This window comes from Sedimentibacter sp. B4, assembly GCF_000309315.1.
Classification (GTDB): domain Bacteria; phylum Bacillota; class Clostridia; order Tissierellales; family Sedimentibacteraceae; genus Sedimentibacter; species Sedimentibacter saalensis.
On sequence record NZ_CANG01000955.1, the window covers coordinates 102,165 to 128,871 of the forward strand.

Annotated in this window: 23 protein-coding genes, 1 other RNA gene, 1 pseudogene and 1 riboswitch; of the genes and pseudogenes, 5 read left to right on the plus strand and 20 right to left on the minus strand. The window is 36.6% G+C overall.

The annotated features are described in order from the left end of the window. Positions 1–100 precede the first annotated feature (100 nt). From guaA to gcvT, 5 genes and pseudogenes are all read right to left on the minus strand, one after another. Positions 101–1,632, minus strand: a pseudogene (guaA, locus tag BN358_RS18395) (glutamine-hydrolyzing GMP synthase). A 194-nt stretch (positions 1,633–1,826) separates the two neighbouring features. Beyond that, the gene (gcvPB, locus tag BN358_RS18400) at positions 1,827–3,284 is read right to left on the minus strand and encodes an aminomethyl-transferring glycine dehydrogenase subunit GcvPB (RefSeq protein WP_019229989.1); all 1,458 of its coding nucleotides are present in this window, start codon (positions 3,282–3,284) and stop codon (positions 1,827–1,829) included. A 1-nt stretch (position 3,285) separates the two neighbouring features. Continuing rightward, positions 3,286–4,620, minus strand: a complete 1,335-nt coding sequence (gene gcvPA, locus BN358_RS18405; protein WP_019229990.1) for an aminomethyl-transferring glycine dehydrogenase subunit GcvPA — start codon at positions 4,618–4,620, stop codon at positions 3,286–3,288. 10 nt (positions 4,621–4,630) lie between these two features. After that, positions 4,631–5,005 carry a glycine cleavage system protein GcvH gene (gene gcvH / locus BN358_RS18410; RefSeq protein WP_019229991.1) on the minus strand — a complete coding sequence of 125 codons (375 nt, stop codon included), beginning with the start codon at positions 5,003–5,005 and terminating at the stop codon, positions 4,631–4,633. Positions 5,006–5,118: 113 nt separating this feature from the next. After that, on the minus strand, positions 5,119–6,216 hold the full coding sequence (gene gcvT, locus BN358_RS18415) for a glycine cleavage system aminomethyltransferase GcvT (protein ID WP_019229992.1): 1,098 nt from the start codon (positions 6,214–6,216) through the stop codon (positions 5,119–5,121). 90 nt (positions 6,217–6,306) lie between these two features. Continuing rightward, a riboswitch (glycine riboswitch) is annotated at positions 6,307–6,403 on the minus strand. 244 nt (positions 6,404–6,647) lie between these two features. On the opposite strand from gcvT, the gene BN358_RS18420 reads away from it, so the two are divergent. Continuing rightward, on the plus strand, positions 6,648–7,133 hold the full coding sequence (locus BN358_RS18420; RefSeq protein WP_019229993.1) for a flavodoxin domain-containing protein: 486 nt from the start codon (positions 6,648–6,650) through the stop codon (positions 7,131–7,133). Positions 7,134–7,214: 81 nt separating this feature from the next. Here the strand turns inward: BN358_RS18420 and BN358_RS18425 are convergent, their stop codons facing one another. The 4 genes from BN358_RS18425 to BN358_RS18440 form a co-directional block, all read right to left on the minus strand. Next, positions 7,215–7,493 carry a hypothetical protein gene (locus tag BN358_RS18425; protein WP_019229994.1) on the minus strand — a complete coding sequence of 93 codons (279 nt, stop codon included), beginning with the start codon at positions 7,491–7,493 and terminating at the stop codon, positions 7,215–7,217. 122 nt (positions 7,494–7,615) lie between these two features. Beyond that, positions 7,616–8,329, minus strand: coding sequence for a TrmH family RNA methyltransferase (locus BN358_RS18430; RefSeq protein WP_019229995.1), 714 nt, complete (start codon positions 8,327–8,329; stop codon positions 7,616–7,618). A gap of 8 nt (positions 8,330–8,337) precedes the next feature. Further along, positions 8,338–9,276, minus strand: a complete 939-nt coding sequence (locus BN358_RS18435; protein WP_019229996.1) for an AEC family transporter — start codon at positions 9,274–9,276, stop codon at positions 8,338–8,340. Between the two features lie 23 nt (positions 9,277–9,299). Continuing rightward, a complete protein-coding gene (locus BN358_RS18440) occupies positions 9,300–10,331 on the minus strand; it encodes a M42 family metallopeptidase (protein WP_019229997.1) in 1,032 nt (343 codons plus the stop codon). 137 nt (positions 10,332–10,468) lie between these two features. Between BN358_RS18440 and BN358_RS18445 the strand changes: the two genes are divergently transcribed. Continuing rightward, positions 10,469–12,448: a S9 family peptidase gene (locus BN358_RS18445; protein ID WP_019229998.1), complete on the plus strand. Its 1,980-nt coding sequence runs from the start codon at positions 10,469–10,471 to the stop codon at positions 12,446–12,448. Between the two features lie 150 nt (positions 12,449–12,598). On the opposite strand, the gene BN358_RS18450 is transcribed toward BN358_RS18445, so the two are convergent. Beyond that, positions 12,599–12,802 carry a hypothetical protein gene (locus BN358_RS18450; protein WP_019229999.1) on the minus strand — a complete coding sequence of 68 codons (204 nt, stop codon included), beginning with the start codon at positions 12,800–12,802 and terminating at the stop codon, positions 12,599–12,601. 64 nt (positions 12,803–12,866) lie between these two features. Continuing rightward, complete coding sequence (locus BN358_RS18455) at positions 12,867–13,178, minus strand: hypothetical protein (protein WP_019230000.1); 312 nt, start codon at positions 13,176–13,178, stop codon at positions 12,867–12,869. 129 nt (positions 13,179–13,307) lie between these two features. Between BN358_RS18455 and BN358_RS18460 the strand changes: the two genes are divergently transcribed. Continuing rightward, on the plus strand, positions 13,308–14,672 hold the full coding sequence (locus tag BN358_RS18460) for a GerMN domain-containing protein (protein ID WP_019230001.1): 1,365 nt from the start codon (positions 13,308–13,310) through the stop codon (positions 14,670–14,672). 15 nt (positions 14,673–14,687) lie between these two features. Continuing rightward, positions 14,688–15,101 (plus strand): hypothetical protein, encoded by a 414-nt coding sequence (locus BN358_RS18465; RefSeq protein ID WP_019230002.1) that lies wholly within the window; start codon positions 14,688–14,690, stop codon positions 15,099–15,101. Between the two features lie 140 nt (positions 15,102–15,241). Here the strand turns inward: BN358_RS18465 and BN358_RS18470 are convergent, their stop codons facing one another. The 5 genes from BN358_RS18470 to BN358_RS18485 form a co-directional block, all read right to left on the minus strand. Beyond that, positions 15,242–15,757: an ECF transporter S component gene (locus BN358_RS18470; protein ID WP_019230003.1), complete on the minus strand. Its 516-nt coding sequence runs from the start codon at positions 15,755–15,757 to the stop codon at positions 15,242–15,244. Between the two features lie 85 nt (positions 15,758–15,842). Beyond that, an RNA gene (ffs, locus tag BN358_RS24805) (signal recognition particle sRNA large type) lies at positions 15,843–16,040 on the minus strand. An 8-nt stretch (positions 16,041–16,048) separates the two neighbouring features. Further along, the gene (locus BN358_RS18475) at positions 16,049–17,761 is read right to left on the minus strand and encodes an ABC transporter ATP-binding protein (RefSeq protein ID WP_306461335.1); all 1,713 of its coding nucleotides are present in this window, start codon (positions 17,759–17,761) and stop codon (positions 16,049–16,051) included. Between the two features lie 122 nt (positions 17,762–17,883). After that, the gene (locus BN358_RS18480; RefSeq protein WP_019230005.1) at positions 17,884–19,692 is read right to left on the minus strand and encodes an ABC transporter ATP-binding protein; all 1,809 of its coding nucleotides are present in this window, start codon (positions 19,690–19,692) and stop codon (positions 17,884–17,886) included. A 194-nt stretch (positions 19,693–19,886) separates the two neighbouring features. After that, complete coding sequence (locus tag BN358_RS18485; RefSeq protein ID WP_019230006.1) at positions 19,887–20,981, minus strand: hypothetical protein; 1,095 nt, start codon at positions 20,979–20,981, stop codon at positions 19,887–19,889. Between the two features lie 503 nt (positions 20,982–21,484). Between BN358_RS18485 and BN358_RS18490 the strand changes: the two genes are divergently transcribed. Further along, the gene (locus tag BN358_RS18490; RefSeq protein WP_019230007.1) at positions 21,485–22,051 is read left to right on the plus strand and encodes a hypothetical protein; all 567 of its coding nucleotides are present in this window, start codon (positions 21,485–21,487) and stop codon (positions 22,049–22,051) included. Between the two features lie 78 nt (positions 22,052–22,129). Here the strand turns inward: BN358_RS18490 and sdaAA are convergent, their stop codons facing one another. The 4 genes from sdaAA to BN358_RS18510 all read right to left on the minus strand — a co-directional run bounded on the left by sdaAA (position 22,130) and on the right by BN358_RS18510 (position 26,532). Continuing rightward, positions 22,130–23,017 carry an L-serine ammonia-lyase, iron-sulfur-dependent, subunit alpha gene (sdaAA, locus tag BN358_RS18495; protein WP_019230008.1) on the minus strand — a complete coding sequence of 296 codons (888 nt, stop codon included), beginning with the start codon at positions 23,015–23,017 and terminating at the stop codon, positions 22,130–22,132. Between the two features lies 1 nt (position 23,018). After that, complete coding sequence (sdaAB, locus tag BN358_RS18500) at positions 23,019–23,702, minus strand: L-serine ammonia-lyase, iron-sulfur-dependent subunit beta (RefSeq protein ID WP_019230009.1); 684 nt, start codon at positions 23,700–23,702, stop codon at positions 23,019–23,021. 127 nt (positions 23,703–23,829) lie between these two features. Then, on the minus strand, positions 23,830–24,957 hold the full coding sequence (locus BN358_RS18505) for a dicarboxylate/amino acid:cation symporter (RefSeq protein WP_019230010.1): 1,128 nt from the start codon (positions 24,955–24,957) through the stop codon (positions 23,830–23,832). 501 nt (positions 24,958–25,458) lie between these two features. Next, a complete protein-coding gene (locus tag BN358_RS18510; protein WP_019230011.1) occupies positions 25,459–26,532 on the minus strand; it encodes an acyltransferase in 1,074 nt (357 codons plus the stop codon). Between the last annotated feature and the right edge of the window lie 175 nt (positions 26,533–26,707).

The following is a 26,707-nucleotide window of genomic DNA, read 5'->3' on the forward strand; positions in this document are numbered from 1 at the left end:
AGATGGTCATAATTACCGAAAAATACAGTAAAATCATAAACCATCTATCCAAAATTCATACTAACCCAATATTAAATTACATTGAAATTTCAACGTTTTTCTATTCCCACTCAATAGTAGCCGGTGGCTTGCTTGTTACGTCGTAAACTATACGGTTTACATTGTCCACTTCGTTTACTATTCTGTTACTTACTTTTTCTAACACATCGTATGGAATTCTTGCCCAGTCCGAAGTCATTCCGTCTGTTGATGTTACGGCTCTTAATGCCACTGTGTGTGAGTATGTTCTGCCGTCTCCCATTACGCCTACGCTCTTAATGTTTGGAAGGCAAGCGAAGTACTGCCATATTTTGTTCTGGAGTCCTGCTTTTTTGATTTCATCTCTGAATATGAAATCTGCTTCTCTTACTATTTCAAGTTTGTCTTCTGTGATTTCTCCAAGAACTCTGATTGCTAGACCTGGTCCTGGGAATGGCTGTCTTTCAACTATTTCTTCTGGAATTCCAAGTTCTCTTCCCACTTGTCTAACTTCGTCCTTGAACAGTTGTCTCAATGGTTCCAACAGTTCAAAGTCAACATCTTCAGGAAGTCCTCCAACGTTGTGGTGACTTTTTATAACCTGAGCTGTAGCAGTTCCGCTTTCAACAACGTCAGGATAAATTGTTCCCTGTACCAGATAATCTATATGTCCAAACTCTTCTTTTAATTTTTGTTTTTCTTCTTCAAATACACGGATGAATTCATTACCTATTATTTTACGTTTTGTTTCAGGATCAGTAACGCCGGCAAGTTTTCCCAGGAATCTTTCACCTGCATTAACTCTTATTAAATTCATGTTGAACTTTTCCTTGAACACCTGTTCAACCTGGTCGCCTTCATCTTTTCTCAAGAGGCCGTGGTCAACAAATACACAGATCAGGTTTGATCCTATTGCCTTATGAACCATCACTGCTGCTACAGAAGAGTCAACTCCTCCTGACATTGCACACAGTGCTTTTTTTCTCCAACCATTTCTTTTATTTTAGCAATTGATTCTTCGCAGAAATTTCCCATAGTCCAGTCTTTTGTCATGTTGCATACATTGAACAGGAAGTTGTTGATTACTTCTCTTCCTTTTTCTGTGTGTTCAACTTCTGGATGGAACTGAACAGCATAGATGTTCTTTTCTGTGTTTCTCATGGCGCATACAGGGCATGTGTCTGTTTTTGCAGTTATTTCAAACCCTTCTGGAGATTTTTCAATATAATCAGTATGGCTCATCCATGCCAGAGAGTTTTGCTCAATGTTACCGAAAAGCTTGTCTTCTGAGTTTACTTCTAATTTAACTCGGCCATATTCTCTTGAGTCGGCTCTTTTTACCTTGCCGCCGAATTTTTGTGCTATAAGCTGTCCGCCATAGCAAATTCCAAGTACTGGAACTCCAAGTTCAAATATTTCCTTGTCAACTGTAGGAGCCATGTCTTCATAAACACTTGCAGGCCCGCCGGACAATATAATTCCCTGCGGATTTTTTTCTTTTATTTTATCGATTGTATATGTGTATGGCACTATTTCGCAATACACATTGGCTTCTCTAACCCTTCTGGCTATAAGCTGACTGTACTGTGCACCAAAATCAACTATTAATATCATTTTTTACTCCTCTTAATTTGTTTTTTGAAGCGACCTTTATATTTTTCATATAGATTATCAAAAAAAATTGACTGTGTCAATTAATAATTGTAACTATTAGTGTAATCAAACTAAAAACACTTATGATTTCGTTTGCATACTTTTATTTTAGTCATCAATTAAAAACAGGCTTGAGAGCCTGTTTTTTTGAATGTCTATTTTGTGTAGCGAAGTATCGGTTTTCTTGCTGCTGTTGCTTCATCAAGTCTTGATATGATTGTTGTGTGAGGAGCTGTTTTTACCAGTTCCGGGTCATTTTCTGCCTCATCAGCAATCTGTCTCATTACTGCGATGAATTCATCCAGCGTTTCCCTTGACTCGCTTTCTGTCGGCTCAATCATCATGGCTTCTGAAACTATGAGAGGAAAATATATTGTCGGAGGATGGAATCCGAAATCCAAAAGCCTCTTGGCAATATCAAGAGTTGATACTCCGTTTTTCTTTTTCTGCCAGTCTCCTGAAAGCACGCACTCATGCATGCATTCCCTGTCAACAGGAAGAAAATATTTGTCCTTCAGCTTGTTAGCAATATAGTTTGCATTTAAAACTGCATTTTCTGAAATTGATTTGAGTCCGTCAGGACCCATGCTCATGATGTATGTGTAGGCTCTAACCAGAATACCGAAGTTTCCGTACAGGGATTTTACTTTTCCAATGGAAAGTGGTCTGTCATAATCAAAAAAGTATTCATTTTCATTTTTTGCAACAACAGGAACAGGCAAAAATGGAACAAGATCCTTTTTAACTCCAACAGGTCCTGCACCCGGTCCTCCTCCTCCGTGAGGAGTGCTGAATGTTTTGTGAAGGTTTAAATGCACAACGTCAAATCCCATGTCCCCGGGTCTTGAAATTCCAAGAATTGCATTGGCATTTGCTCCGTCGTAGTACATGAGCCCGCCTGCTTCATGGACTATTTTTGTTATTTCAAGGATGTTTGAGTCAAACAATCCAAGTGTGTTTGGATTAGTGAGCATAAATCCTGCTATTTCATCGCTCATGACACTTTTTAACGAGCCTATATCAACCAGTCCGTTTTCACCGGATTTTACCTCAACCACATCAAATCCAGCAACTGCTGCTGAAGCCGGGTTTGTTCCGTGTGCTGAGTCAGGGACAACTATTTTTGTCCTCTTCATGTCATTTCTGTTGTTGTGGTATGACTTTATAATCATTAACCCAGCAAGTTCCCCATGAGCTCCAGCTGTTGGCTGAAGTGTGAATCCATCCATCCCTGTTATTTCAGAAAGCATGTTCCCAAGATCATACATTAGATGAAGCGCCCCCTGCACTGTCTTTTCAGGCTGATATGGGTGTATTTTTGCAAATCCGTCAAATCTTGCAGTTTTTTCATTGAGCTTAGGATTGTACTTCATTGTACAGCTTCCAAGAGGATAAAATCCTGAATCCACTCCATGGTTTCTCTGTGAAAGCTGAGTGAAATGTCTCACTGCATCAAGCTCAGTCACTTCAGGCAAATCAGGAGATTCTTCTCTTAAATATTTGTTGTCAATTGTATCATTTATACTAAGTTCCGGCACGTCGCAGTCAGGAAGTGAATATGACTTTCTGCCGCTTTTGCTCATTTCAAATATTAAAGCTTTATGTTTTTGCATATTATTCCCCTGCCTTTCGTGCAAAATCGTCTATTTCCTGTTTAGTTCTTTTTTCAGTAACAGCAACAAGCCAAACATCTTTATGTTCAGGATACTTTTTACCCAGGTCATATCCGCCTATAAAACCATCTTCAAGAAGTCTGTCGTTAAGCTTTTGTATTTCTTCAGTGCTCTTAACTGCAAATTCCTTGAAGAAAGGTGCAGTGAACAAAGGGGTGAATTTTCCTGTGGCAATCAATTGGTCATAAGCGTAGTGTGATTTGCTGAAGCATAGCTCTGCAACTTTTTTAAGTCCTTCCTTGCCCATGAGAGTAAGGTAAATTGTAGCCTGCAATGCATTTAGAGCCTGGTTTGAGCATATGTTTGAAGTTGCCTTTTCTCTTCTTATGTGTTGTTCTCTTGTTTGAAGAGTCAGTACAAATCCTCTGTTTCCCTGTTCATCGGTAGTCTGGCCAACAATTCTACCGGGCATCTTGCGCATCAATTTATCTGTAACGGCCATGAATCCAAGGTAAGGTCCTCCAAAGCTGAGAGCATTCCCAAGAGGCTGACCGTCTCCAACTGCAATATCAGCTCCCATTTCTCCCGGGCTTTTCAAAACAGCCAGAGATATAGGGTCTGCACTTACAACAAGAAGGCTCTTGTGTTCATGAGCAATTGCTGCTGCAGCTTCAACATCTTCGATAATTCCGAAATAGTTAGGGCTTTGAACAATTACTGCTGCAGTATTTTTGTTTATCTTAGACTTTAAATCCTCCAGATCAACCTGGCCGTTATTGTATGCTGTTTCAACAATAGTCATGTCTCTGAACTTTGCGTAAGTGTCAAGTACCTGTCGGCTTTCAGGATGCACTGAAGATGCTATTAATATTTCATTTCTTTTTGTTGCATCACATGCCATTATGGCAGCTTCAGTCAATGCTGTGGCTCCGTCGTACATGGACGCATTAGCTACAGGAAGACCGGTAAGTTCGCATATCATTGTCTGGTACTCAAATATTGCCTGCAATGTTCCCTGGCTTATTTCAGGCTGGTATGGAGTGTATGCTGTATAAAATTCCTGTCTTGAAATAAGCTGGTCGATTGCTGCTGGAATAAAGTGATCATATGCCCCTGCACCTAAAAAACATGCATAGTCATCAGTGTTTAAATTTTCCTTTGCCAATGACTTCATATTATTTACAAGCTCCATTTCAGATTGAGCTTGAGGAATGTTCAACTTAGTTTTTAAATGAACTGAATCGGGAACAGCTTTGAAAAGAGATTCTATGTCTGGATAACCAATTTCTTTCAGCATCTGTTCTCTGTCTTCATCAGTATTTCCAATATATCTCATAAACCCCTCCTTAGTCGCATATTTTTTCGTAATCTTCTGCACTCATGAGGCCTGATACTTCTGATGGATCAGACATTTCAACAGCAATAAGCCATGCTTCATATGGTGATTCATTGATGAAACTTGGATTGTCGGAAAGGCTTTCGTTTATTTCAACAACCTTTCCTGAAAGAGGAGAAAAAACTTCTGAAGCTGCTTTAACAGATTCAAGAACTATGCATTGTCCTCCGGCTTCAATTTCTGTGTCAACTTCCGGCAAATCAACATAAACAACATCTCCCAGATGATCCTGAGCATAGTCTGTAATTCCTATATAAGCCTTATTTCCTTCTACCTTTACCCATTCGTGTGATTCTGAATACTTTAATTCGCTTAATACTTTCATGATATCCTCCATATAATTGATTTTAATGATGAACAAATTCATCCATATAACATTGTTAATTTAATTCTACCAAATATTGTCACTTTTAAACATTTCTCTTCGTTTATATATCTTTAGCTTTTCTTATATTTTTTAGTGTAAAAAGGTTTCTTGATAACTTTTGCCTTAAGGTTTTTGTTTCGTACTGATATTTCTATTTCTGTGCCTTCCTTTGCATATTCAGCTTCAATTAATGCCAGCCCGATATTCTTCTTAAGGGTTGGTGAAAAGCTTCCTGTTGTAACATAGCCGATTTTTCTTCCCTCAGCAAAAACTTCATAGTGACTTCTAGGAATTCCTCTGTCAACCATTTCAAATCCGATTACTTTTCTTTTCAGACCTTCAGCTTTTTGCTTTGCAAGAGCTTCTTTTCCAATGAAATCATCCTTGTTAAGTTTCACAAAAAATCCAAGTCCTGCCTCTAGTGGGGTAATGTCTTTGTCTATTTCCTGCCCGTAAAGAGGAAGTGCTGCTTCAAACCTGAGAGTGTCCCTTGCCCCCAGACCTGCAGGCACAAGCCCGTATTCTTTTCCTGTTTCTAGAATTAAGTCCCACATTTGTGGCCCATGGTCAGCTTTAAAATATAGTTCAAATCCATCCTCACCTGTATATCCGGTCCTTGACACTATAGTCTTAAATTCACCCACATTAACATCACCTAAAAAGTGATAAAATTCAATTAAATTTAAATCAACTTTAGAAAGCTTCTGCAAAATAGTTTGAGCTTCTGGGCCTTGCAAAGCAAGCTGAGCATATTCATCAGAAATATTTTTTATTTCCACATTTCCAAAAGACTGTGACAAAAGCCATTCAAAATCCTTTTGTGTATTTGAGGCATTTACAACCAGAAGATAATCCGTGCTGTTGTACTTGTATACCAAGAGATCATCAACCACTCCACCATCGGTATAGCACATTGGAGTATATGCAATTTGATTGTCATTAAGCACAGAAATATCATTTGTAACAATCATCTGCAGATATTTCTCGGCATCTTCTCCCTTAACAGTGATTTCTCCCATATGAGAAACATCAAACAGACCAGCCTTATTCCTCACAGCCTCATGTTCAGGAATAATTCCCGAGTACTCCACAGGAAGCGCCCATCCCCCAAAGTCAATTACCTTTCCTTTAAGTTCAACATGCTTTTCGTATAATGGTGTTTTCTTCACTCTATCACTCCTTAATATTTTTAAATTATAAAAAAGACAGGGGTAACGACGATGTCATTATCTCTGTCTTAGCTGTACTATTCAGAGTTTTGTCCAAGCGCAGCCCTTTTGCCTGAAAGTTTCGTAACACTCGACCAGTGTTATTTGCTTCTTCGGCGCCCCTTGGGGACTCTCCTGTGCTTTTCACTCAAAATTATATTTATAAATATAAATGTTCAAATTTCAATTGTGAAAAAATGTTATTTTATATTACAGCATCATTATAATACCCTATTTCAAACGTGTCAATAGTTTTGTAATCGTGAAAAAATCTACTTTTCAGAATATGTAAAACTGCATTTTTATTAATGTTAGTTTTATCACAATGCACAAGCTTGACATTTGGCAAATAAAATATTATCATTTAATTATCTTATAAATTGGAGCAGGCCATGAAAATACTGATAGCGTATGCAAGCAACAACAATACAACTCAGATGTGCGCAAAATTGCTGGGAGAAAAGCTTCCCGGTGCTGATATTGTAAACTTAAAACGAACAACCCCCGTAATAAACGATTATGATACAGTAATAATTGGAAGTTGTATTAGATTTAACGATGTTCATAAAACAGTTAAAAACTTCGTAGGGGACAACCTGGATAAGCTCATGAAAGTAAATACCGCTATTTTTTTATGCTGCGGGTTTCCAGAAAAAATCAATCAATACCTTCTTCATAACATTCCTAAAAAGCTGTTGAACAAGTCAGTATCTATTCAATGTTTCGGAGGCAGACTTAAGGTCAAGCCATACAAATTAGTGGACCAGCTCATAATTAAGACCGTGAGGAAAAACTTCAAAGTTGACAAAAGGGAATTAACTTCAATTGACAATGAAAGCATCAGCAAAATGGCTGATGATATATTAAAATTGAAATAAAAAAACGGTAACCGTTCAGAGAATAGCTGAACGTACGTTACCGTTTTATTGTTGCTGCAACAAATTAATTATTCTTAAATGTTACCTGAAGTTGGTCTGGTTGTTGTCTCTTTTTATTTTTTTCTTGTCTTTGTTGTCAAAACTGTTATCGTTCCTGTTGTCTGAACGGTTGTTGTCGTTTCTGTTGTCAAGACGGTTGTTATTGTTGTCGTTTCTCAAATTATCAATCATATGCTTTTGCTGTTCCCTAAAACTTTGCTGACTGTCTAACTTGGCTTGTTCTTCCCAGTTAAACAATTTTTCATTGTTATTGTTATTGTTGTTTTTATTTTTGTTTTCATTAAAGCTAAAATTTTTCATTAATTTCATCCTTTCGAAATGATATTGGGCTTTTTAAACCTCTATATATTATTTACAAAAGGGTTTTAAATATTTAACCTGTAAATGTTATACTCTTATTTCATTTCCATAAATTGATTTATTTAACTTAAAAAATGATACATTGCAATGCCTGCAGCAATGGTAAGGTTCAATGAATCAATCCTGTCTGTGTGTTTGATGAATACGCTTGTTCCTGCTTTGGAAAAACTTGAGTCCAATCCTGTTGCTTCATTGCCGAACACCAATGAAAAATATCTGTCTTCATCATGTTTTATTTCTTTCAGGGACACAGCTCCATCCAGCATGAATGTGTAGACTTTATGATCATTGAAAGCCTTCTGGTAATCGCTGAAATTTTCGTAATATTTAAAATTAAGCTTGAACAGAGCACCCATTGATGCTCTGATTACTTTAGGATCAAATATGTCAACTCCCGGGCTTATTATTGCAAGATTGCTAAGGCCAAAGCCAATCAGAGTCCTGATAATTGTTCCCATATTTCCCATGTTGCTTGGGTTTACCAGCACTATGTGTGATTGATCCTGGTCAAGGCTGCATTCATATTTATTGAATACTCCCACAACAAAACAGTTTTCCTTGTCGCTTATTTTATTGATTGCCTTGTCGTTAATTTCCGTGTTAATATTGTATTTTTTGCACAGTTCAAATATGTCCATGGAATTATCAGACCTGTAGCTTGAGCTGACAAGCACTTTTACCACATCATTTGGTCTTGATGTAATTAGCTCCACAGTAGGAAACATTCCAAATGTGTATGAATGCTCAAAATTTTTCTTATATGATTTTATTTCCATAAGCCCTCCTAAAATACTCCAACTGTTTTTAACACAAATATAAACATAAAAATTGTGAATGGACTGAACATTGTGGATACAAATACAAGCTGTCCTGCAAGCTCGTAGTTGCAGTCATACTGCTGAGCCATAGTATAGCTTGAAACAGCCACAGATGGTGCAACCATGCTGAACAATGCTCCAAGTTCTGGTCCTCTGAAACCAAACGCATATGCCATTCCTATTACAACTGCGGGAATTACCAGAAGCTTTCCTATGGTCACAACCGTTATGTAATTGAGATTTTTCCTGATGTTATTTATTTCAATGTCCCCGCCAAGAGCCATGAGCGCTAGAGGTGTTGCCATATCTGACATGTCGCCTATTGTATTTTCAATGAAGACAGGAAGCTTTATCCCAAGAGCCGAAACTATTATTCCAAGAACAGAGCCAATTATCAGCGGGTTTTTAACTATGCTTATTATATTTTTTTTGATATCACTCTTATCATTTGAAAACATGTCTAATATTATTACTGCCATAAAATTGTAAATTGGTATTATTATGGCAACAAGTGTTGTTACAACGGCAAGTCCCTCATCACCGAAAATGTTCTGGCTCAATGACACTCCAAACAACACAAAATTGCTTCTGTAGAGACCTTGAATTATAATACCTCTGTTTTTGTTGTCCTTTTCAAACCTTGGCACTGCAAACAACGATATTCCTATTATTGTAAAAACCACTGCAATTGCAAAAATAATAAGCTTAATGTTCACTTCGTCCGAAACCTTGCTTTTGTAAATGTTGTTGAAAAGAAGAACCGGAAACAACACCTGAAATGCAAATGTGTTTGCTTTTATAAGAAATTCACTGTCAAATATTTTTACCTTTTTTAAGAATGCACCGACGCACATGAGCAAAAATATAGGCGCCACCACATTCAATGAAAATATTAAATTTTCCACTTGAGATCATCCTTAAATGTATTTTATTCTGTCAGATATGCATAAATAAGTTTTATTGTGTTTTCAATTCCATCTATATGTGTTCTTTCCATTCCGTGAGAAGCGTGAACTCCCGGACCTATGAGTCCGCCCTTTATGTCATTTCCGCCTTTCATTGAGGCAGAAACATCAGAGCCGTACATAGGATATATGTCTACTGCATGTCCTATGTTATGTTTCATAGCCAGTTCCATTAGGCGTCCTGTAATTTCGTAGTCATAGGGTCCTGAGCTATCCTTGGCACATATGGAAACTTCCTGTTCCGTGCATGACAGGTCAAGTCCCACGCATCCCATGTCTATTCCAATCATTTCATCTATATCATCAGGTATATTTGAACATCCGTGCCCTACTTCCTCATATGTGGAAATGATTATTTTCACTTTATTCTTAGGCTTTGTACCAAATCTTTTAAAAAGCTCCATGAGACTTAAGGCACATGCTGTTCCAGCCTTGTCGTCCATATACCTTGATTTTATGAATCCGGATTCAGTCACAACAAACTTTGGTTCAACAGAAATAAAATCACCTGTTGAAATATTTAGAGCATTTACATCTTCCTTTGTTTTCACAACTTCATCAAGCCTTACATACATGTTGCTTTCATTTCTTTCCTTAGTTCTTGAATCTTCATAGACGTGAACTGAAGGAGATGTGGAAAGAATTGTGCCTGTGTATGTTTTGCCGGACCTTGTATGGATTTTGCAGTATTCTCCGTCAAGCGTTGGAAATATGTTTCCGCCGATTGTGGTGAACTTGATTTTTCCATCTGATGATACTGATCTCACCATTGCTCCCAGCGTATCCACATGTACTGGAATTCCAATGCAGTAGCTATTGTCAGTTCCTTCTATTTCTATTATTCCGTTACCTTTTTTATTCTTTTCAAATTTATATCCGTATTCCTGAGCAATATTTTCTATGTGCTCAATTACTTTTTTGCAGTATCCAGTTGGACTTGGTATATTGATTATTTGTTCCAATAAATTAAGTGTAAAACTTCTGTTTAGTTCCATATCCGTCAACGCCCTCCCTTATTATATCCAGTTGATTATACTACCAAAACGGAGCATTATTCAATAATTAAATTGCATAACTCAAAAATTGAATATATAATATTATTATACACGAAAATTAGCAAAGGGGGCATATTATGGAAAACTTAAAACTGAAAGATTTTTTAGATTATAAGTTTTTGTCCGGACTTGAGCTTTCTCCAAACAAAAACTATGGTGCTTTTATAGTAAATTCTGCAGATTACGACGAAAACAAGTATTTGTCCAACATCTGGATTTACAACTGCATAACAAGAGAATACAAGAAGCTTACAACCATGAACAAGGAAAACAACTTAATCTGGCTTGACAATGAAGTGATTCTTTTTTCATCATTAAGAGATGAAAAATTGAAGAAAAAAATTGAAGATGGTGAGCACTGGACTGTTTTTTATGCCATTAACATTCATGGAGGCGAAGCATATGAATATATGCGCATTCCTATGAATGTGAACCAGATAAAGAAAATCGCCGATGAAAAATTCCTCATTGCAGCAACATATGATCACTATGGCATCAATCTTCATTCCCACAAGGGAGAGGAAAAGTCAAAGGCAATTGACCTCATAAAGGAAAACAAGGACTACGAAGTGTTAGATGAAATACCGTTCTGGTCCAACGGCGAAGGTTTTACAAACAAAAAAAGAAACAGACTTTATTTGTTTGACAGAGGAACAAAGGACATTGTACCAATTTCTAATCAGTTTGAAAATGTAGATCTATGCTCTGTGAAGGATGGCAAGGGTCTTTATGTATCTCAAAACTACACAAACAAAATGGAGCTTACAAACGAACTTTACATATATGACCTTTATTCAAGCCAGGCAAAGTGTCTGGTGGAAGAAGATGAATATTCCATAGATTATGCTGAATTTGTTGGAGATGAAATTATTTTTGCGGCATCTCCTATGGACAAATACGGCCTCAACCAGAACTTCAACTTTTATAAAATAACCGGCCACGATGTTCAACTCATAAGCTGCCACGATTTCGGAATGCACAATTCAGTGGGCTCTGACTGCCGTTACGGCGGAGGCACAGATCACAGGGTATTTGACAACTGCCTGTACTTTGTTGCAACTGAAAACAAAAGCTCGTTCATTAAAAAATTGAGTCTTGACGGAACAATTGAAAAATTAACATCAGACAACGGCTCTGTAGACTGCTTCGACGTGTGCAACGACGGAATTATATTCATAGGATTAAGAGGAACAAAGCTTCAGGAAATCTACATAACAGAAGATGGGGTTGAAACTCAGATAACAAAATTCAATGAAAAAATAGTTGAAACAAAAAATATAATTGTTCCTGAACCTCTGGAATTTGAAAACGACGGAGTGAAAATCGAAGGCTATGTGTTAAAACCTGTAAACTACGACGAAAGCAAATGCTACCCTGGTATACTTGATATTCATGGAGGTCCAAAGACTGTTTACGGAGAAATATTCTACCACGAAATGCAGGTATGGGCCAATGAAGGATACTTTGTTTTTTTCTGCAACCCAAGAGGAAGCGATGGCAGGGGCGATGAATTTGCAGATATAAGAGGAAAATACGGCACAATCGATTATGATGATTTAATGAAATTTACAGATGAGGTTCTAAAAAAATATCCTCAGATAGATTCTACACGCATAGGAGTTACAGGCGGTTCATATGGCGGATTCATGACAAACTGGATAATCGGACACACAGATCGTTTCAAATGCGCAGCATCCCAAAGAAGCATATCCAACTGGATCTCCAAGTTCGGTACAACGGATATAGGCTATTATTTCAATGCTGACCAAATATCATCAACCCCTTGGGACAACATGGAAAAAATGTGGTTTCATTCACCCCTTAAATATGCAAACCAGGCAGTAACACCTACATTGTTCATCCATTCGGAAGAGGACTACCGCTGCTGGCTGGCAGAAGGACTTCAGATGTTCACTGCACTTAAATACCACGGCGTGGATGCAAGGCTATGCATGTTCAGAGGAGAAAACCACGAACTCTCAAGAAGCGGAAAGCCGAAGCACAGGGTCAGAAGACTGGAAGAAATGACAAACTGGTTTGAAAAATATTTGAAATAACTTAGATTTATAATTATAATTGATATATGGTGATTTAACCTGCTACATATAAATCAAGCATGATATCATGTTCATAAAAAATTTATATAAAACAATAAAACCTTCCAGTAGCGCTGGAAGGTTTTATTCAATGTACTATGCCAGATACTATTAGCAGTGTCCGCCTTCTAATTTGTCGCAGCTGCAGAACAAAACAACTAAAAGCAGGAAGAAGAATAACAAGCTGTCATTATCTCCAAATCCGCCTACTCCGCCAAGTAATCCGTCATCACCTGAGAAACAAGCAAGAACTACTAAAAGCAGGAAGAAGAATAGTAAGCTGTCTCCATTATCTCCGAATATATTGTTAAACATATAGTACCTCCTAAAATTGATTTTGATATATATTATTCATAAGGGTGTTTATTTGTTACTTCATTTACTCATTTAATGATTGTAAAAAATATATTATTTTATCAACAAAATTTCCCTTATTATCACAATTTAAGCTGTCACATCGCCTTGAACCATGAACAAAACCTCTTCCTTCAATTCTTCTGTCCTCATCCCTGAACTTGTATTTGTCGTAATTGTATTTCAAATTATCCACGTCCTCCAGCATGCTGATAAGGTATTCTCTTGAATAATCATCGCAATAGGAACCATTGGTCATCCTGTTTAAAATATATATCAATTCAATAGCATCATACATTTTATTGATCATTTCCTGGTCTGGACCTCTTCTGTCCATATTACCACCTCGACATATTTATTTGTATTATATGAAAGATGGCACCCAGAAGGTAACAATTAAAATATATTTATTTTTATTAAGATTTGTTATATAATAAATCTATATAATTTGAATTGAGGTATTGATATGAAAATATTCAGCAATATTTTAATAATAGCACTGATTGGACTTTTTTCATCCACATACTTGTTTAACCTGTCGCCCATAGACTACAGAGGAACCATTGAAATTGAAACGCCGGTGGAAGAAAGCGCCTTAAGGCTCACAACAGAAAAACAGGAGCTTTTAAATCCTGAATCAATAACAATAAAACATGAGTCAGAAAATGAAGAAGTACTTAAAAGTGTAGCAGACAGCATCTTTACTGTAAGCGTGTATAAGGGCAATGTGCCGGTTAAGGAAAATATTAAAAACCTGGAACTTGTATCTCCTTCAACTAATATGACCATTTCAATTGATTCTGCCAATCCAATGGTTACAACCCTTGACATTAGTCAGAAAAACCTCGGTCTTGAAGATGGAACATACAATTTTGTGTTCAGTTCAAACTTAATAGCTAGTAAGGAAAATGAATCCGTTTCTGTTAATATTACATACGATACAGCCGGAACATACTTCCCTGCTTCAAATGCAGCACAGTCCGGTAAAAAAGGTCTTACACTTTATTTTGCAACACCAAACGCAGACACATTAATTCCTGTTACAAGATTTGTTGTTGAGGATAAATCATTGACAAGAATGGCAATAGAACAGCTTCAAAACGGACCTGAATCAGGAAGCCTCAGGACTGTTATAGGAGATGTTACAAACACCACATACAACAACGGAAATGTTGTAATAGACATTCCAAGTTCCTATGAAAGCTACAACAATGGAAGCACCGGCGGACTGTTATCTTATGAAGCATTTAAAAAGACTATTTTCGGTGTTAAAAGATACTGGCCTATTTACAGCCTTTCATTTACAGTTGACCGCAAAAGTGTTGATTCATATTTTCACGGTATTGACAATGTTACTTCATTGCCTTATGCAAAAGATAACTACGTACTTTACATGTCATACAAAGTTGACGGAAGATACTACTTGTTTGATTACAAGATAGATACACAACAGGCAGGAATAAGCGAAACAGACGCACCAGAACTCAAAGCTCAGAAAATGTTCGATGCATACAAGGATACAGATATCCCTTACGGAATTAATCCAATACCTGAAAGTGTCATTCTAAAAAGTGCAGCCATGCAGGGAACAACTCTTGTATTGGATTTTACTGACAGCCTCATGAATGCCTACAACGGCAAAAATGACTTAAGGCAGATGATGATTGATTCCTTCACATACACATTTACAACAATACCGGGAATCAGCAGCATAAGAATTACTGTGGAAGGCGAAGCATTGAAAAACTATGTGGAAGGAACAGATTTGACAGGAATATTATATGCCCCTGAGTTCATAAACCCTGAAAATACAACTCAGACAAACAACTAGAAAGAAGGAAATCATATGAATGGTTTTAGAAATTTTATGGTCGGAAGGTACGGAACCGATCAGTTTACACTTTTCCTGCTGATAACAGGTATGGTGTTGACATTTATAGGCGATGCCCTTAATCTTGAATTTTTGACAATCTTAACCTACGCTATATTCATAGGCTGCGTTTACAGAACCTTGTCAAGAAACATCCCTGCAAGGCAGAAGGAAAATTTCATGTTTCTTAAATACTGGAATCCTGTGAAGACATGGTCAAAATCAAAATATAACATTGTTAAAGACAGCAAAGACTACAAATACTTCAAATGTCCAAACTGCAAGCAAATTATGCGCGCTCCCAGAGGCAGAGGTAAAATATCAGTAACGTGCAGAAAATGCGGCACAAAGTTCATACAAAATCATAATAAAAGAAGACTGTTGCATTAAGTATGTTCATGTCATCCTGAGCAATAGCGAAGGATCTCATCTTTTGAAATTCTGAGATTCTTCGGGCTAAAGCCCTCAGAATGACACGATAATAAACACTTATGCAACAGTCTATTTTATTTTACTTATTACAATTTAATTTACGATTCAAGCATTTCTCTTCCAATTGGAGTGTTTTTAAACACCGCCAGAAACATTACAGCTACAATTATTCCTGCAGCAGACTGAATAACATTGCCTGGTATTTCGCTTATTGTTGTAATGAAGTTGCCCACCATGAGGGAGCCAACCATGTAGTATCCGAAAATCTGCCATACACTGCCCATTGCTGCACCCATCACCCATTTGTTTTTAGTTTCAGGAAGTCTTTCTATAACTGTTCCCATTATAAGTCCCATGACACCCTTGATTATGAATGTTGGAAGAGCATAGTAAGCATAGCCTCCAATAATATCTGCAAGAGACGCACCGATTGCTCCTGCCCAGGATCCGTTTCTTTTTCCAAGGAGAATAACAGCTATAAAAATAAAACCGTCTCCAAGATGTGTGTATCCGTTTGTTACAACTGACGGAACCTTGATTATGAACGTAGCAACGCAGATAAGTGCTGCAAACAATGATGTGTAAACCAAATCTTTTATATTTTTATCTTTCATATAATTCTCCTGTAATTTACTTTAATTAAATTATATAGAAAACTGTACCCTTTAAAAGATACAGTTTAATATTTTTAATAGATTACAGATTAAATTTTAAATTAAAGCACCCTGCCGAGATCCAACCAGGCTTCCTTGCGTCACACAAAACGGTCTACTTATTGCTGCTTCCTTCCGGACCTGACAAGATTCATAGGGTTCTGTTGCGCGAGACCAAGTTTTCACTGGGACAGAGTGCATTAAGATAATAACACAAATAGCATTTCAAGTCAATATTAATCTGGATAAATTCTATTTTAAAACTTCGAGAGTTTTTTCCTCTTCAAACTGTTTTGTGTAAAGTTTGTAATAATATCCTTTTTCGGCAATGAGACTTTTGTGGGTTCCTTGTTCCACAATTTTTCCGTTTTTTACAACAAGAATGATATCGGCTTTTTTTATTGTTGAAAGCCTGTGAGCAATTATGAATGAAGTTCTTCCCTTAAGAAGATAATCTATTCCATCTTGGATGAATTTTTCTGTCTGTGTGTCAATTGAAGAAGTTGCTTCATCAAGCACAAATATTCTTGGGTTTGCAAGAATTGCCCTTGCAATGGAAATAAGCTGTTTCTCACCTGTTGAAAGTTTATCTCCTCCTTCTCCCACTTCACTTAAATAGCCCTTTTCAAGCTTGTCGGCAACTGTATTTACAGACACTATTTCAGCGGCCCTTATTACTTCTTCATCTGTTGCCTCCAGATTTCCGTACCATATGTTGTCCTTGATGGTGCCTGAAAACAAGTGAGGATTTTGCAGCACATAGCCTATATTAGAATGAAGCCACAGCTGGGACCTATCCCTGTAATCCTTGCCGTCTATTAAAATTTCTCCTTCAGTAGGCTCAAAAAACCTGCATGCAAGGTTTACAAGAGTGCTTTTGCCTGCTCCTGTCTCTCCTACTATAGCTACATTTGTTCCTGCCGGTATGTGGAGGTTGAAGTTTTTTAAAACTTCTTCATCTCCGTCAGGATATTTAAAAGTAACATTGCGAAATTCTATGTCACCATTTATTTCTTCCCAGTTTTCTTTTTTAGGATTGATGTTGTCTCCGTACTTTTCAACAACATCAGCCCTGTCCTTTATCAATGGCTCCTTCTCCAAGAGGTCAGTGACTCTTTCCACATTGGCCTGAAGTGCAATAACATCTGTATATGTCTTGGCTAATTGTTGTACAGGTTCAAAAATGTTGATTGCATAGGATATGAATGCCGACAGTGTTCCAATCTGTATTACATCGCCCATAGCCAGATATCCGCCTCTTGCCAGTACAATGGCAGTTGAAACCGAGCCAAAGAAAACTATTATAGGAATGTACAATCCGTTAAGATTTGCCATTCTGAGAGAGGCCTTCTCCATATCAAGACTCACGCCTTTAAATTCGTCAAGGTTTTTGTTTTCAATAACAAGCGTCTTTGTGGTTCTGGCCCCGGTTATTCCTTCATTGAATTGACCTGTAAGCTTTGAGTTTACTTTTCTTAACTTTCTGCTTGTTGAAAGCATTTTTTTCTGAAAGTACAATGTAATAACTGCCATCAAAGGAACAACAACCATAACAATCAGGGCCAGTCTTACATTTAAAAGCATCATTGCAGCAAATGCTCCTATTACATATGTGCATGACCAGAAAACATCAACAAGACCCCAGGCAATCATGGAGCCGATCTTGTTTGTATCGCTTAAAGTTCTTGCCAGTATGTAACCTACCGGAGTTGTGTTGTAATATGACAGGGAAAGATTTTGGAGGTGAGTGAATATTTCCTTCCTCAGGTCCTTGCCTATGTGCATTTCCACAACTATTGCATATCTGGCGAATATATTTACTGAAGATGCCATAACAATGAGTGCTACGCAGTAAGCAATTATAAACATGTCCAGTCTTTCAGTGGTACCCCTGACTATGAAGTTATCCACGGCATATTTTTGAAACAATGGAATGGAAAGATCCATCAGTGCCGTAATAAGCATAAACACAACAATTCCCAATATCTTTTTTTGTATGGCAAAAAGAACCTGCCAAGCTTAAACCACGTCTTTATATTAATCGATTTATATCCTGTATCTTCTTCGTAATATTCCATAAACTCCCCCTAATCAACATCAGATAAGTTCATCTGCACATTGAATACTTCCTTGTATATGCCGTCCCTTTCAATAAGCTCATCATGAGTTCCCATATCAGCAACCCTGCCCTTGTCAAGCACCAGAATAATGTCTGCCTGCATGAGAGTTGTTATACGGTGAGAAATCAATATTATGGTAGAATCTTTTTTGTCTTTTTTAAGTGCCTCACGAATTTTTGCATCTGTTTCTGCATCAACAGCAGAAAGAGAATCATCAAAGACCATAATAGGAGTTTTCTGAAGAAGCATCCTAGCAATTGAAACCCTCTGCTTTTGTCCTCCAGACAGTGTAACTCCTCTTTCTCCTACAATTGTATCATAACCCTTTGAAAATTCCTCTATTGCTTCATCAACCTGTGCGATTGATGTTGCTTCCTTAACATCATCAATAGTTGCATTGCTTTTTACAATGGTTATGTTGTCTTTTATGGAACGTGAGAACAAAAATGGCTCTTGCAGCACCATTCCTATATTTTTTCTCAAATATTCTCTTTTTATTTTGCGTATATCCACTCCGCCTATTGTTATGCTTCCGCAATCCTCCGGAAGGTCATACAGGCGGTTTAAAAGGTGCATAAGAGTTGTTTTTCCTGAACCTGTACCTCCAAGCACTGCAAATGTTGTTCCTGCCTTTATTTTAAAACTCACGTCATCTAGGACAGTAACACTTCCATCATATTTAAACGTTACATTTTTATATTCAATGTCCTTGTTCATGTCAGGCTCAACTGACTCAGGAGTTTCATGCTCTTCAGGCTCCCTTAATATTTCGCATATCCTTTGTGCTGAGACCTTGGTCTTGCTCAGTTCTCCGAGAATACGTCCGAAACTTCTAAGAGGCCATGCAATCATTGAAGTGTATGACACAAACACAAGGAATTCTCCAAGAGTGATAACATTATTAACAGCCTGATAAGTTCCGGCAACAACAATTGTCATAACCATGAGTCCTGTTACAAGATCTCCTATTCCCCAATAGTACCCCAGCTGGTATCCAAGCTTCACCCACAAGTCAGAAAATTTGAGATTTCTTTCTGAAAACTTTTCTATTTCATACTTTTCCCTTCCAAATGCCCTTACAACCCTCACACCTGTTAAATTTTCCTGAGTAGCCGTAAAAAGTGCTCCTTCAGCTTCATCAGCAACAAGAAATTTTTTTGATAATATTCCGTAAAATATGGATGAATACAGAATGACCACAGGAACAAAGACAAGGACCATCAAAGTTAACTTCAGGTTCATTGGAAACATCAGTGCCAGGGATATTGCAACAAGCATAATTGTCCTGAACATTTCTGACAGCTGTGTGCTTATGAAATTACGGAGAACCTCCACATCAGATGTAGACCGTTGTATGATGTCGCCTGTCTGGTTTTTGATGTGCCAGCTGTAAGGCAATTTTTGTATGTGCTCAAACAATTTGTTTCTTATGGTCTTAACAGTTCCTTCTGTTGCCTTTGCAATTGAGATTCTGCCAATAAAGTCAGCAAAAGAAGCAATGATGGCTATAGCAATTACAAATGCTGCACAGAGCCACAAATTCTGCCTCAGCCCCTCTCTGCCTCCAGACATACTTATTAATTTCATCAAAGGTGAAATAAGTTTGTACGGAACATCATCTATAATAGAATCGACCGTAAAGCTTATAATTTGAGGCGTAGTAAAGCCTGCCACAACGCGGACAACGGTTGCAGCAGCAGAAAGGGCAATGAATTTTCTGTAGCCCCGGGTATATGAGTAAATAGTTTTTAAATTTGACTTATTCTTGGCATCCATAATAACCTCTGTCAAAAAATCCCAAAGCAAAATACCTTGGGCTTATTAAATGTATATGTAATCTTATCTGTACTGTTTATTCATTCTATAATAATTTTATTTGCATGTCAAATTTTATATGACAAGTAGATAAATAAAAAGAGCATTTCTTCAGGTCAACCTGAAGAAAATGCTCCTAAATTACTTACTAGTTATTATTTTGCTGAAGCAGCAGCCTTAGCAACTATGTTCTGGAATGCGTCTATTCCTATAGTTACTGATGAAACCAAGTCTGCATCAGTTGTTGTTCCTTCTGCGTCAACTGCAATTGCTGTTACTTCTTCTGCAGTCTTTCCAACTACGAAATCAGCAAATGCTTTTGCCTGCTCATACCATTCTTTGCCAATCTTAGAAGCTTTTTTCATGCCATAGTTGTCGCCTAACTCATTTTTAGTCAATACATCAGCAGCTAAATCAGTAGTGATTTTTCCTGTTGTATCAAATTTAACATTTGACTGAGATGCATCTATTATGCTTGAAGTGATTTTTCCATCAGCATCGAATGTTGTTACAGTAAATGTTGAGTATGCCTGTGCAACGCCTTCTGCATCAGCAGCTGCATCTTTAGATTTAGAAATTGTTGTTACTACTCCAAGTCCTAATTCATCATTTTTAGTTGCTCCTAAAAATTCAGCATTTTCAACTGCTTTTTCAACTGCAGCAACATAACCGTTTATTTTAATAGTTACAGAAGAAGTTAAGTCAGCTTCTGTTGGTACTCCTGTGTCAGTTACAGGTATAGCTTTTATTTCTTCAACTGTTTTTCCAACCATGTAATCAGCTAAAGCATTAGCTTGTTCAAACCACTCTTTGCCTATTGAAGAAGCTTTTGTCATTCCATAATCTGCTCCAAGTTCTTGTTTAGACTTGTATTCTGCTTCTTTGTCAGAAGCAATTTTTCCTTCTTTTGTGAAGTTGATTTTAGTTTGTGCAGTGTCAATAGCAGCTTTAACTATTTTTCCATCCTGATCAACTGTAACTGCCAATACAACTGAATCTGTCTGAGCTAAACCGTCTTTTTCGCCTGCATCAGCTGATTTTTCAACTGAAGAAATAACTGCTAGTCCAGTTTTTACAGAATCTTCAGTTACTTCAACTTCTCCTGCTACTGGTTCTTCAGTCTTTGGCTCTTCTGCTGCTGGTTGTTCAACAACAGGATCATTTGAAACCGGTGCTTCTTCTTTTGCACATCCTGCAAAAGCAAATAAAGACATCGTTAACATTAATGATAATAATATTGATTTTTTCATTGTCACCCTCCAAAGTTACAATAATTTTTTATATATAACGGCTTTTGCCGATTATACCGTATTTCTGTTATCGATACAATATTAACAAATTGTTCTTAATGAGTCAACGTTTTTTCACTGCTAATATTATCTTATTATGCATTATTTTGCATCTTTGTTTTTCTTATCACAAAGACTTTTGCATTCTAACATGAAGCCTCCCAAAAATCAACCTTAAAAATCGAATTTGACAAAATGTTAAAATTTCAAGCTCCAGTTTCCCACATATGACACTTATATGAAAAAGAAATAGAATTTTTTTTGCTTTTTTTATAATTGTTAAAAAAATAAAACATTTGATTCGATTTTCTTCATAATATCTACATATTTATTTTTTATCAATTTATGTATTATTTATAATTTTATATATAATTCAAAAAATATATATTATAAATTATATGGACATGATTAGGCAAATAAGTTAAAATAAATTTATATTTTAAGAAAAGGAAAGAAGGGATACTGTGAACACAATTACAAAAGAAGAAGCTTGGGCTTTATTAAAGGAATACAACAAGGATGAATTTCATTTGAAACATGCAGAAACAGTGAGTTTTGTAATGGAATACTTTGCCAAGAAATTAGGTTTTGAGAATGAAGCTGAATTTTGGGGCATCGTTGGATTATTGCACGATCTTGACTTTGAAATGTATCCTGAAGAGCATTGCATGAAGGTTCAGGAAATATTGAATGAAAAGGGAATAGACCCTAAAATTACCCGTGCCATTGCAAGCCACGGTTACGGATTGACTCCAGCTGACATAAAACCTGAGCACACAATGGAAAAAGTGTTGTTTGCAACTGACGAACTTACAGGTTTAATTGGTGCTGCAGCACTTATGAGACCTTCTAAAAGCACATTGGATATGGAATTAAAATCCTTGAAGAAAAAATATAAAACTCCAAGTTTTGCTGCAGGCTGTTCAAGAGATGCAATTCAAGACGGAGCAAACATGCTTGGTTGGGAACTTGATAAGCTCCTGGAAGATACTCTACAGGCTATGAGAGCATACGAAACTTCTCTACAATAATATAAGAAAATATAAGAAACAACTCAGCATCCATGCCAGAATGCTGAGTTGTTTTTATTTTTGGGGGGATTTTACTTATTAATCCATTTTGTTCATTTTTTCAATTTGCTCTTTTAGCTTTAAAGCTGTTGGAGTCACTGCAATTCCGCCAAGTGATGTTTCTCTTAGCTCCGCAGGCAGCTGCTTTCCAACTTTGTACATAGCAACAATCATTTCATCCAGCGGAATTTTGCTTGTTATTCCACTCATTACCATGTCAGCTGTTGCTATAGCGCTTACTGTTCCAGCTACGTTACGCTTTGCACATGGAACTTCAACAATTCCTGCAACTGAGTCACATACAAGACCAAGAATGTTTTTTATTACTATAGCTGCAGCATCCATTTCCTGCTCAGCTGTTCCGCCAAGCATATGAACAGCAGCTGCAGACGCCATTGCAGAGCCTGCTCCGCATTCTGCCTGACATCCGCCTTCTGCTCCTGCCAGTGTAGCATTCTTAGCTATTAGAATTCCTATTCCGCCGGCAACAAACAATGCCTGAATCATTTCATCTTCTGTTTTATTAAGTTTTTCTCCGACAGACAACACTACTGCCGGCAATATTCCGCAAGAACCGGCTGTAGGGCAAGCTACAATCCTTCCCATGGCTGAATTTGTTTCAGAACATGACATAGCTCTTGACATTGCATCAACCATGAACTCTCCGGTCAGCGCTTTTCCGCTTCTTGAGTATTCCTTCAATCTTTTTGCATCACCTTTAATAAGGTTTCCTGCTGTTTCTATTTCTTTTTCCTGAGAATTTGTAGAATATTTTCGCATAACATTGAGGTTTGCTCTCATTTTATCAATTACTTTTTCACGAGTAAACCCGCTTCTGTTCATTTCTTCTCTTATTGCATATTCTGCAAGAGTAATATTCTCATTTTTTAAAATGTCAAGTATTTCTTTTCCTGTTGAAACAAACATGTTATATCGCTCCTTCTATAATCGGATTAACTACATTTACGCAATGTATTTCTTTGATGTCTCTTACTTTTTCCAATAGTTTTTCGGGAATGATGCTGTCTGTTTCAATAGCCATAGTAGCTTCTTTACCTTTTTCGTTTCTGTACACTCTCATGTTGGCAATATTTATATTTTCATCATACAAAATATTTGCTATCTGAGAAAGAACACCTGGTATATCCTTATGCTTTGTAAGAAGAGTAGGGCGCTCGCCTGTAAACTCAACTTCCTGTCCATCTATGTCGAAAACAATTATATTGCCTCCGCCTATAGAAGAGCCCATAACTACTGCTAAATTGCCATCTGCTTTTGTCATGACAAATCTTACAGTGTTAGGATGAACATCTCCTAAATCTGCTGCAATAAAATTGTATTCAATGCCTTCCTTAGCTGCCAGTTCAAATGAATTTCTCAGGTCTTCATCCCATGGATCCATACCTAAAATTCCTGCAACCAAAGCCTTGTCAGTACCGTGTCCTTTATATGTTTCTGCAAACGAACCGTGAAGAATAAAATCAACTTTTATAATTTTACCGCCTGCTACTGTTCTTGCTATCTTAGCTAATCTAGCCGCACCCGCAGTGTGTGAACTAGATGGTCCAATCATAATCGGCCCAATTATATCAAAAACACTATAATCTCTCATTATTATCTCCTTAAATCATACCGTATCTGTCATTTGTTTTGTATGACTACCAATACAGATTGCCTTAATCTAAATACTATTTATCTGATTGTTTACCTTGAATTGTATCAACTAACATAGCTATCGCCTAGTCTCCTGATACGTTGCATGCTGTTCCAAAGCTGTCCTGAGCAATGTACAATGCTATCATCAATGCAAGCATTGGTTCTGTAAATCCTAAAACTGTTTCCAATACTCCAAGAGCTGCCATTACAGCGCCTCCAGGAACTCCAGGTGCGGCAACCATTGTTATACCAAGCATTGCTATAAATCCTGCAAATGCAGTCAAGGTTACCGGAACTCCATTGAGCATCATTACAGCCAATGCACATGTAGTCAGTGTTATTGTGCTTCCTGATAAGTGAACTGTTGCGCACAATGGTACAACGAATTCTCTGATACCTTTGGAAATACCCATTTTTTCTGAACAATTTACATTAACAGGAATAGTTGCAGCTGAAGACTGTGTTCCAAGTGCAGTAACATAAGCTGTTATCTGAATCTTCAGGCATTTGAATACATTTTTCTTACTGATTGTGCAACCGATTACAAATTGGATAACAATCATTGCTAAATGCATTGCTATTACAACCAAGAATACTTTCCAGAATACAGAGAACACTGTTGTAACTTGTCCAGTATAAGTCATGTTTACGAAAACACCTACTATATATAACGGAAGCAATGGAATTACAATGCTTTCAATTACTTTAGATATAATTTTCTGAAAATCTTCTGCTGCTTTTCTAAGAGGTTCACTTTTTGTCACGGAAATTCCTAAACCTAAAATGAAAGATAAAATCAGTGCTGTCATAACTCCCATTACAGCTGGCATCTCAACCTTGAAGAATGGTTCTAAGTCAGCTGCTGCTTCAGCTATGCTGCTTGCAGATTCTGGAGTAATAAAAGAAGGTAAAAAGCTTGTTCCTACAAAATATGCTGTAAACCCTGAGAACAATGTAAAGCAATATGCAAGTCCAACTGTTATTCCCAAAAGTTTGCCGGCGCCTGTGCCTAGTTCAGCAATACCGGCTGTTACAAATCCTAAAATTATTAAAGGGATTATAAAACCTAAAAAGTTTCCGAAAATTGAAGTAAAAGTTACAAATACTCTGTCAAGCCAAACTGGTGCAAAACTTCCTAGAACAAGACCAAATATGATACCAATGATAATTCTGGGTATAAGACCTAATTTGAATTTTTTTTCTTCTGCCATTTGATTAATCTCCTCATTTTTATTTGCATACGTATGTCAGATACTCCGGATGTATCTATTTCGCAGACGTTGCGTGAATTTTGTATATTCATCAAGTGCATATGCGAATGTTATCATTAATTGACAAATATGTCAATAGAAATTTGTTATTTTTTTGCTAAAATTCTACAATATTTTTATTAAGAATTGGTAATTATTTTAGCTTCAAACTTTCAATAACGCTACTTTTTTTAGAATTTTATAACATAAAGTTACTTGAAACAGCAGAATATCATTGAAAAGCATACGTTTCGCCTATGTTCGTTATATATGCAATAAACGTTATTTTGTGCTAGTTATGAATACACTTTAAATTTAATCATCAAAAACGCATTTTCTTTTTTGTACACATTTCTGCTACATTTTTCAACATAATGATTTTTGCTCATAAAAATAAAAAACCACAAGTTTTCTTACTAAACTTATGGCTTTAAATGTTAAATAAATTTCAATATTTATCTTTTAGCTAGCTGCTTCAGCAATCTTTGCTCTTTTTTTCTTCTTGATATTGTTCCTTGCAGCTGTAAACAAAAGACATGATATTATGGTTACAGGCATTACAGTTGCTGAATAAAGTATAAGTCTCTTTGTAACAGACAAAATACCATTGTTTTCAGCATACAAAATCATTACTGTAAGAACAAGAGGATGCATTAGGTAAATGTAGTATGAACTTTGTCCGAACAGCTTTATGAAGCTGTAGTATTTGCTGAACACTTCCTTCATTACCAGTCCCACATAATAAACAAAGAACACAGATGATGCTGAGAAAAAAAACCAGACATATGTTGATATACTCATATCATAATAAGATACTACAGTGTATGCGAGGCCTGTTATTAAATATCCTGCTACCACATGTATCTTATGTCTTTTAACAAAGGACAGAAATAGCGCTCTCTCCAGCGTGACATAAATACCAAGCATATAAAAAACAACATACTTTAAAAAAAGCCTGTCTGACAATTCATATCTTATAAACTCAGCGCTCAGCAATGTAATAACTGCTGCAACTATCAATACAGTAACTTTTTTGTCTGTATTTCGAAGGATATAATAAAGTAAAGGTCCCACAACATACATTTGAACAATTATTATTACGAAATACAAATGATATGACATTGTCCCCTGGAAAACTCTCGTGATAAAAAAATTAATGTCCCATGTGTAATATCCAATCTTTATATATGCCCTATAATATATGACACACCATAAAAGATACGCCACAAGCACTTTGGTCAATCTTCTTTTAAGGAAAGAAAAGTACTTGAATTCCTTTTGTCTGTAGCTGTAGAAACTTGTAACGCCGCTTAAAAAAATAAAGATTGGAGTGGTAAACTTCAAACTTCTGTTGATTAACAGCATTACTAAATGAGGAAAGCTTCCGTGAATATAATCGGTAATACCTGTTGCTGTAATATGTACAATCATTACGGCCAGACAAGCTATAAATCTCACGTAATCCAGTTCGTAGAGCTTGTCTTTATTTTTCTTCCCAACTTCTATAAATTCAGACATTTCTGCTGATAAATTCATTAAATCACATCACTTTCTAAAATATATTTTTAAGTTTACCACTTATAGAAGATAAAATCAATCAGATTTATATTGGTAAATATGTATTCGCAATTTAAATATTTATGCAAACGAAGACGATTTTCGCCCATTTGTATAAAATTTTATAATATTTTATGATATTTTATGTATTTTA

What these genes read in the sequence shown, in the direction of transcription:
- gcvPB (WP_019229989.1), bottom strand. Translation starts at nt 3,284, where the DNA reads ATGCAAAAACATAAAGCTTTAATATTTGAAATGAGCAAAAGCGGCAGA.
- gcvPA (WP_019229990.1), bottom strand. Translation starts at nt 4,620, where the DNA reads ATGAGATATATTGGAAATACTGATGAAGACAGAGAACAGATGCTGAAA.
- gcvH (WP_019229991.1), bottom strand. Translation starts at nt 5,005, where the DNA reads ATGAAAGTATTAAGCGAATTAAAGTATTCAGAATCACACGAATGGGTA.
- BN358_RS18420 (WP_019229993.1), top strand. Translation starts at nt 6,648, where the DNA reads ATGAAAATACTGATAGCGTATGCAAGCAACAACAATACAACTCAGATG.
- BN358_RS18425 (WP_019229994.1), bottom strand. Translation starts at nt 7,493, where the DNA reads ATGAAAAATTTTAGCTTTAATGAAAACAAAAATAAAAACAACAATAAC.
- BN358_RS18430 (WP_019229995.1), bottom strand. Translation starts at nt 8,329, where the DNA reads ATGGAAATAAAATCATATAAGAAAAATTTTGAGCATTCATACACATTT.
- BN358_RS18440 (WP_019229997.1), bottom strand. Translation starts at nt 10,331, where the DNA reads ATGGAACTAAACAGAAGTTTTACACTTAATTTATTGGAACAAATAATC.
- BN358_RS18445 (WP_019229998.1), top strand. Translation starts at nt 10,469, where the DNA reads ATGGAAAACTTAAAACTGAAAGATTTTTTAGATTATAAGTTTTTGTCC.
- BN358_RS18450 (WP_019229999.1), bottom strand. Translation starts at nt 12,802, where the DNA reads ATGTTTAACAATATATTCGGAGATAATGGAGACAGCTTACTATTCTTC.
- BN358_RS18455 (WP_019230000.1), bottom strand. Translation starts at nt 13,178, where the DNA reads ATGGACAGAAGAGGTCCAGACCAGGAAATGATCAATAAAATGTATGAT.
- BN358_RS18460 (WP_019230001.1), top strand. Translation starts at nt 13,308, where the DNA reads ATGAAAATATTCAGCAATATTTTAATAATAGCACTGATTGGACTTTTT.
- BN358_RS18465 (WP_019230002.1), top strand. Translation starts at nt 14,688, where the DNA reads ATGAATGGTTTTAGAAATTTTATGGTCGGAAGGTACGGAACCGATCAG.
- BN358_RS18470 (WP_019230003.1), bottom strand. Translation starts at nt 15,757, where the DNA reads ATGAAAGATAAAAATATAAAAGATTTGGTTTACACATCATTGTTTGCA.
- BN358_RS18475 (WP_306461335.1), bottom strand. Translation starts at nt 17,761, where the DNA reads ATGCTTATTACGGCACTGATGGATCTTTCCATTCCATTGTTTCAAAAA.
- BN358_RS18480 (WP_019230005.1), bottom strand. Translation starts at nt 19,692, where the DNA reads ATGGATGCCAAGAATAAGTCAAATTTAAAAACTATTTACTCATATACC.
- BN358_RS18485 (WP_019230006.1), bottom strand. Translation starts at nt 20,981, where the DNA reads ATGAAAAAATCAATATTATTATCATTAATGTTAACGATGTCTTTATTT.
- sdaAA (WP_019230008.1), bottom strand. Translation starts at nt 23,017, where the DNA reads ATGTTTGTTTCAACAGGAAAAGAAATACTTGACATTTTAAAAAATGAG.
- sdaAB (WP_019230009.1), bottom strand. Translation starts at nt 23,702, where the DNA reads ATGAGAGATTATAGTGTTTTTGATATAATTGGGCCGATTATGATTGGA.
- BN358_RS18505 (WP_019230010.1), bottom strand. Translation starts at nt 24,957, where the DNA reads ATGGCAGAAGAAAAAAAATTCAAATTAGGTCTTATACCCAGAATTATC.
- BN358_RS18510 (WP_019230011.1), bottom strand. Translation starts at nt 26,532, where the DNA reads ATGAATTTATCAGCAGAAATGTCTGAATTTATAGAAGTTGGGAAGAAA.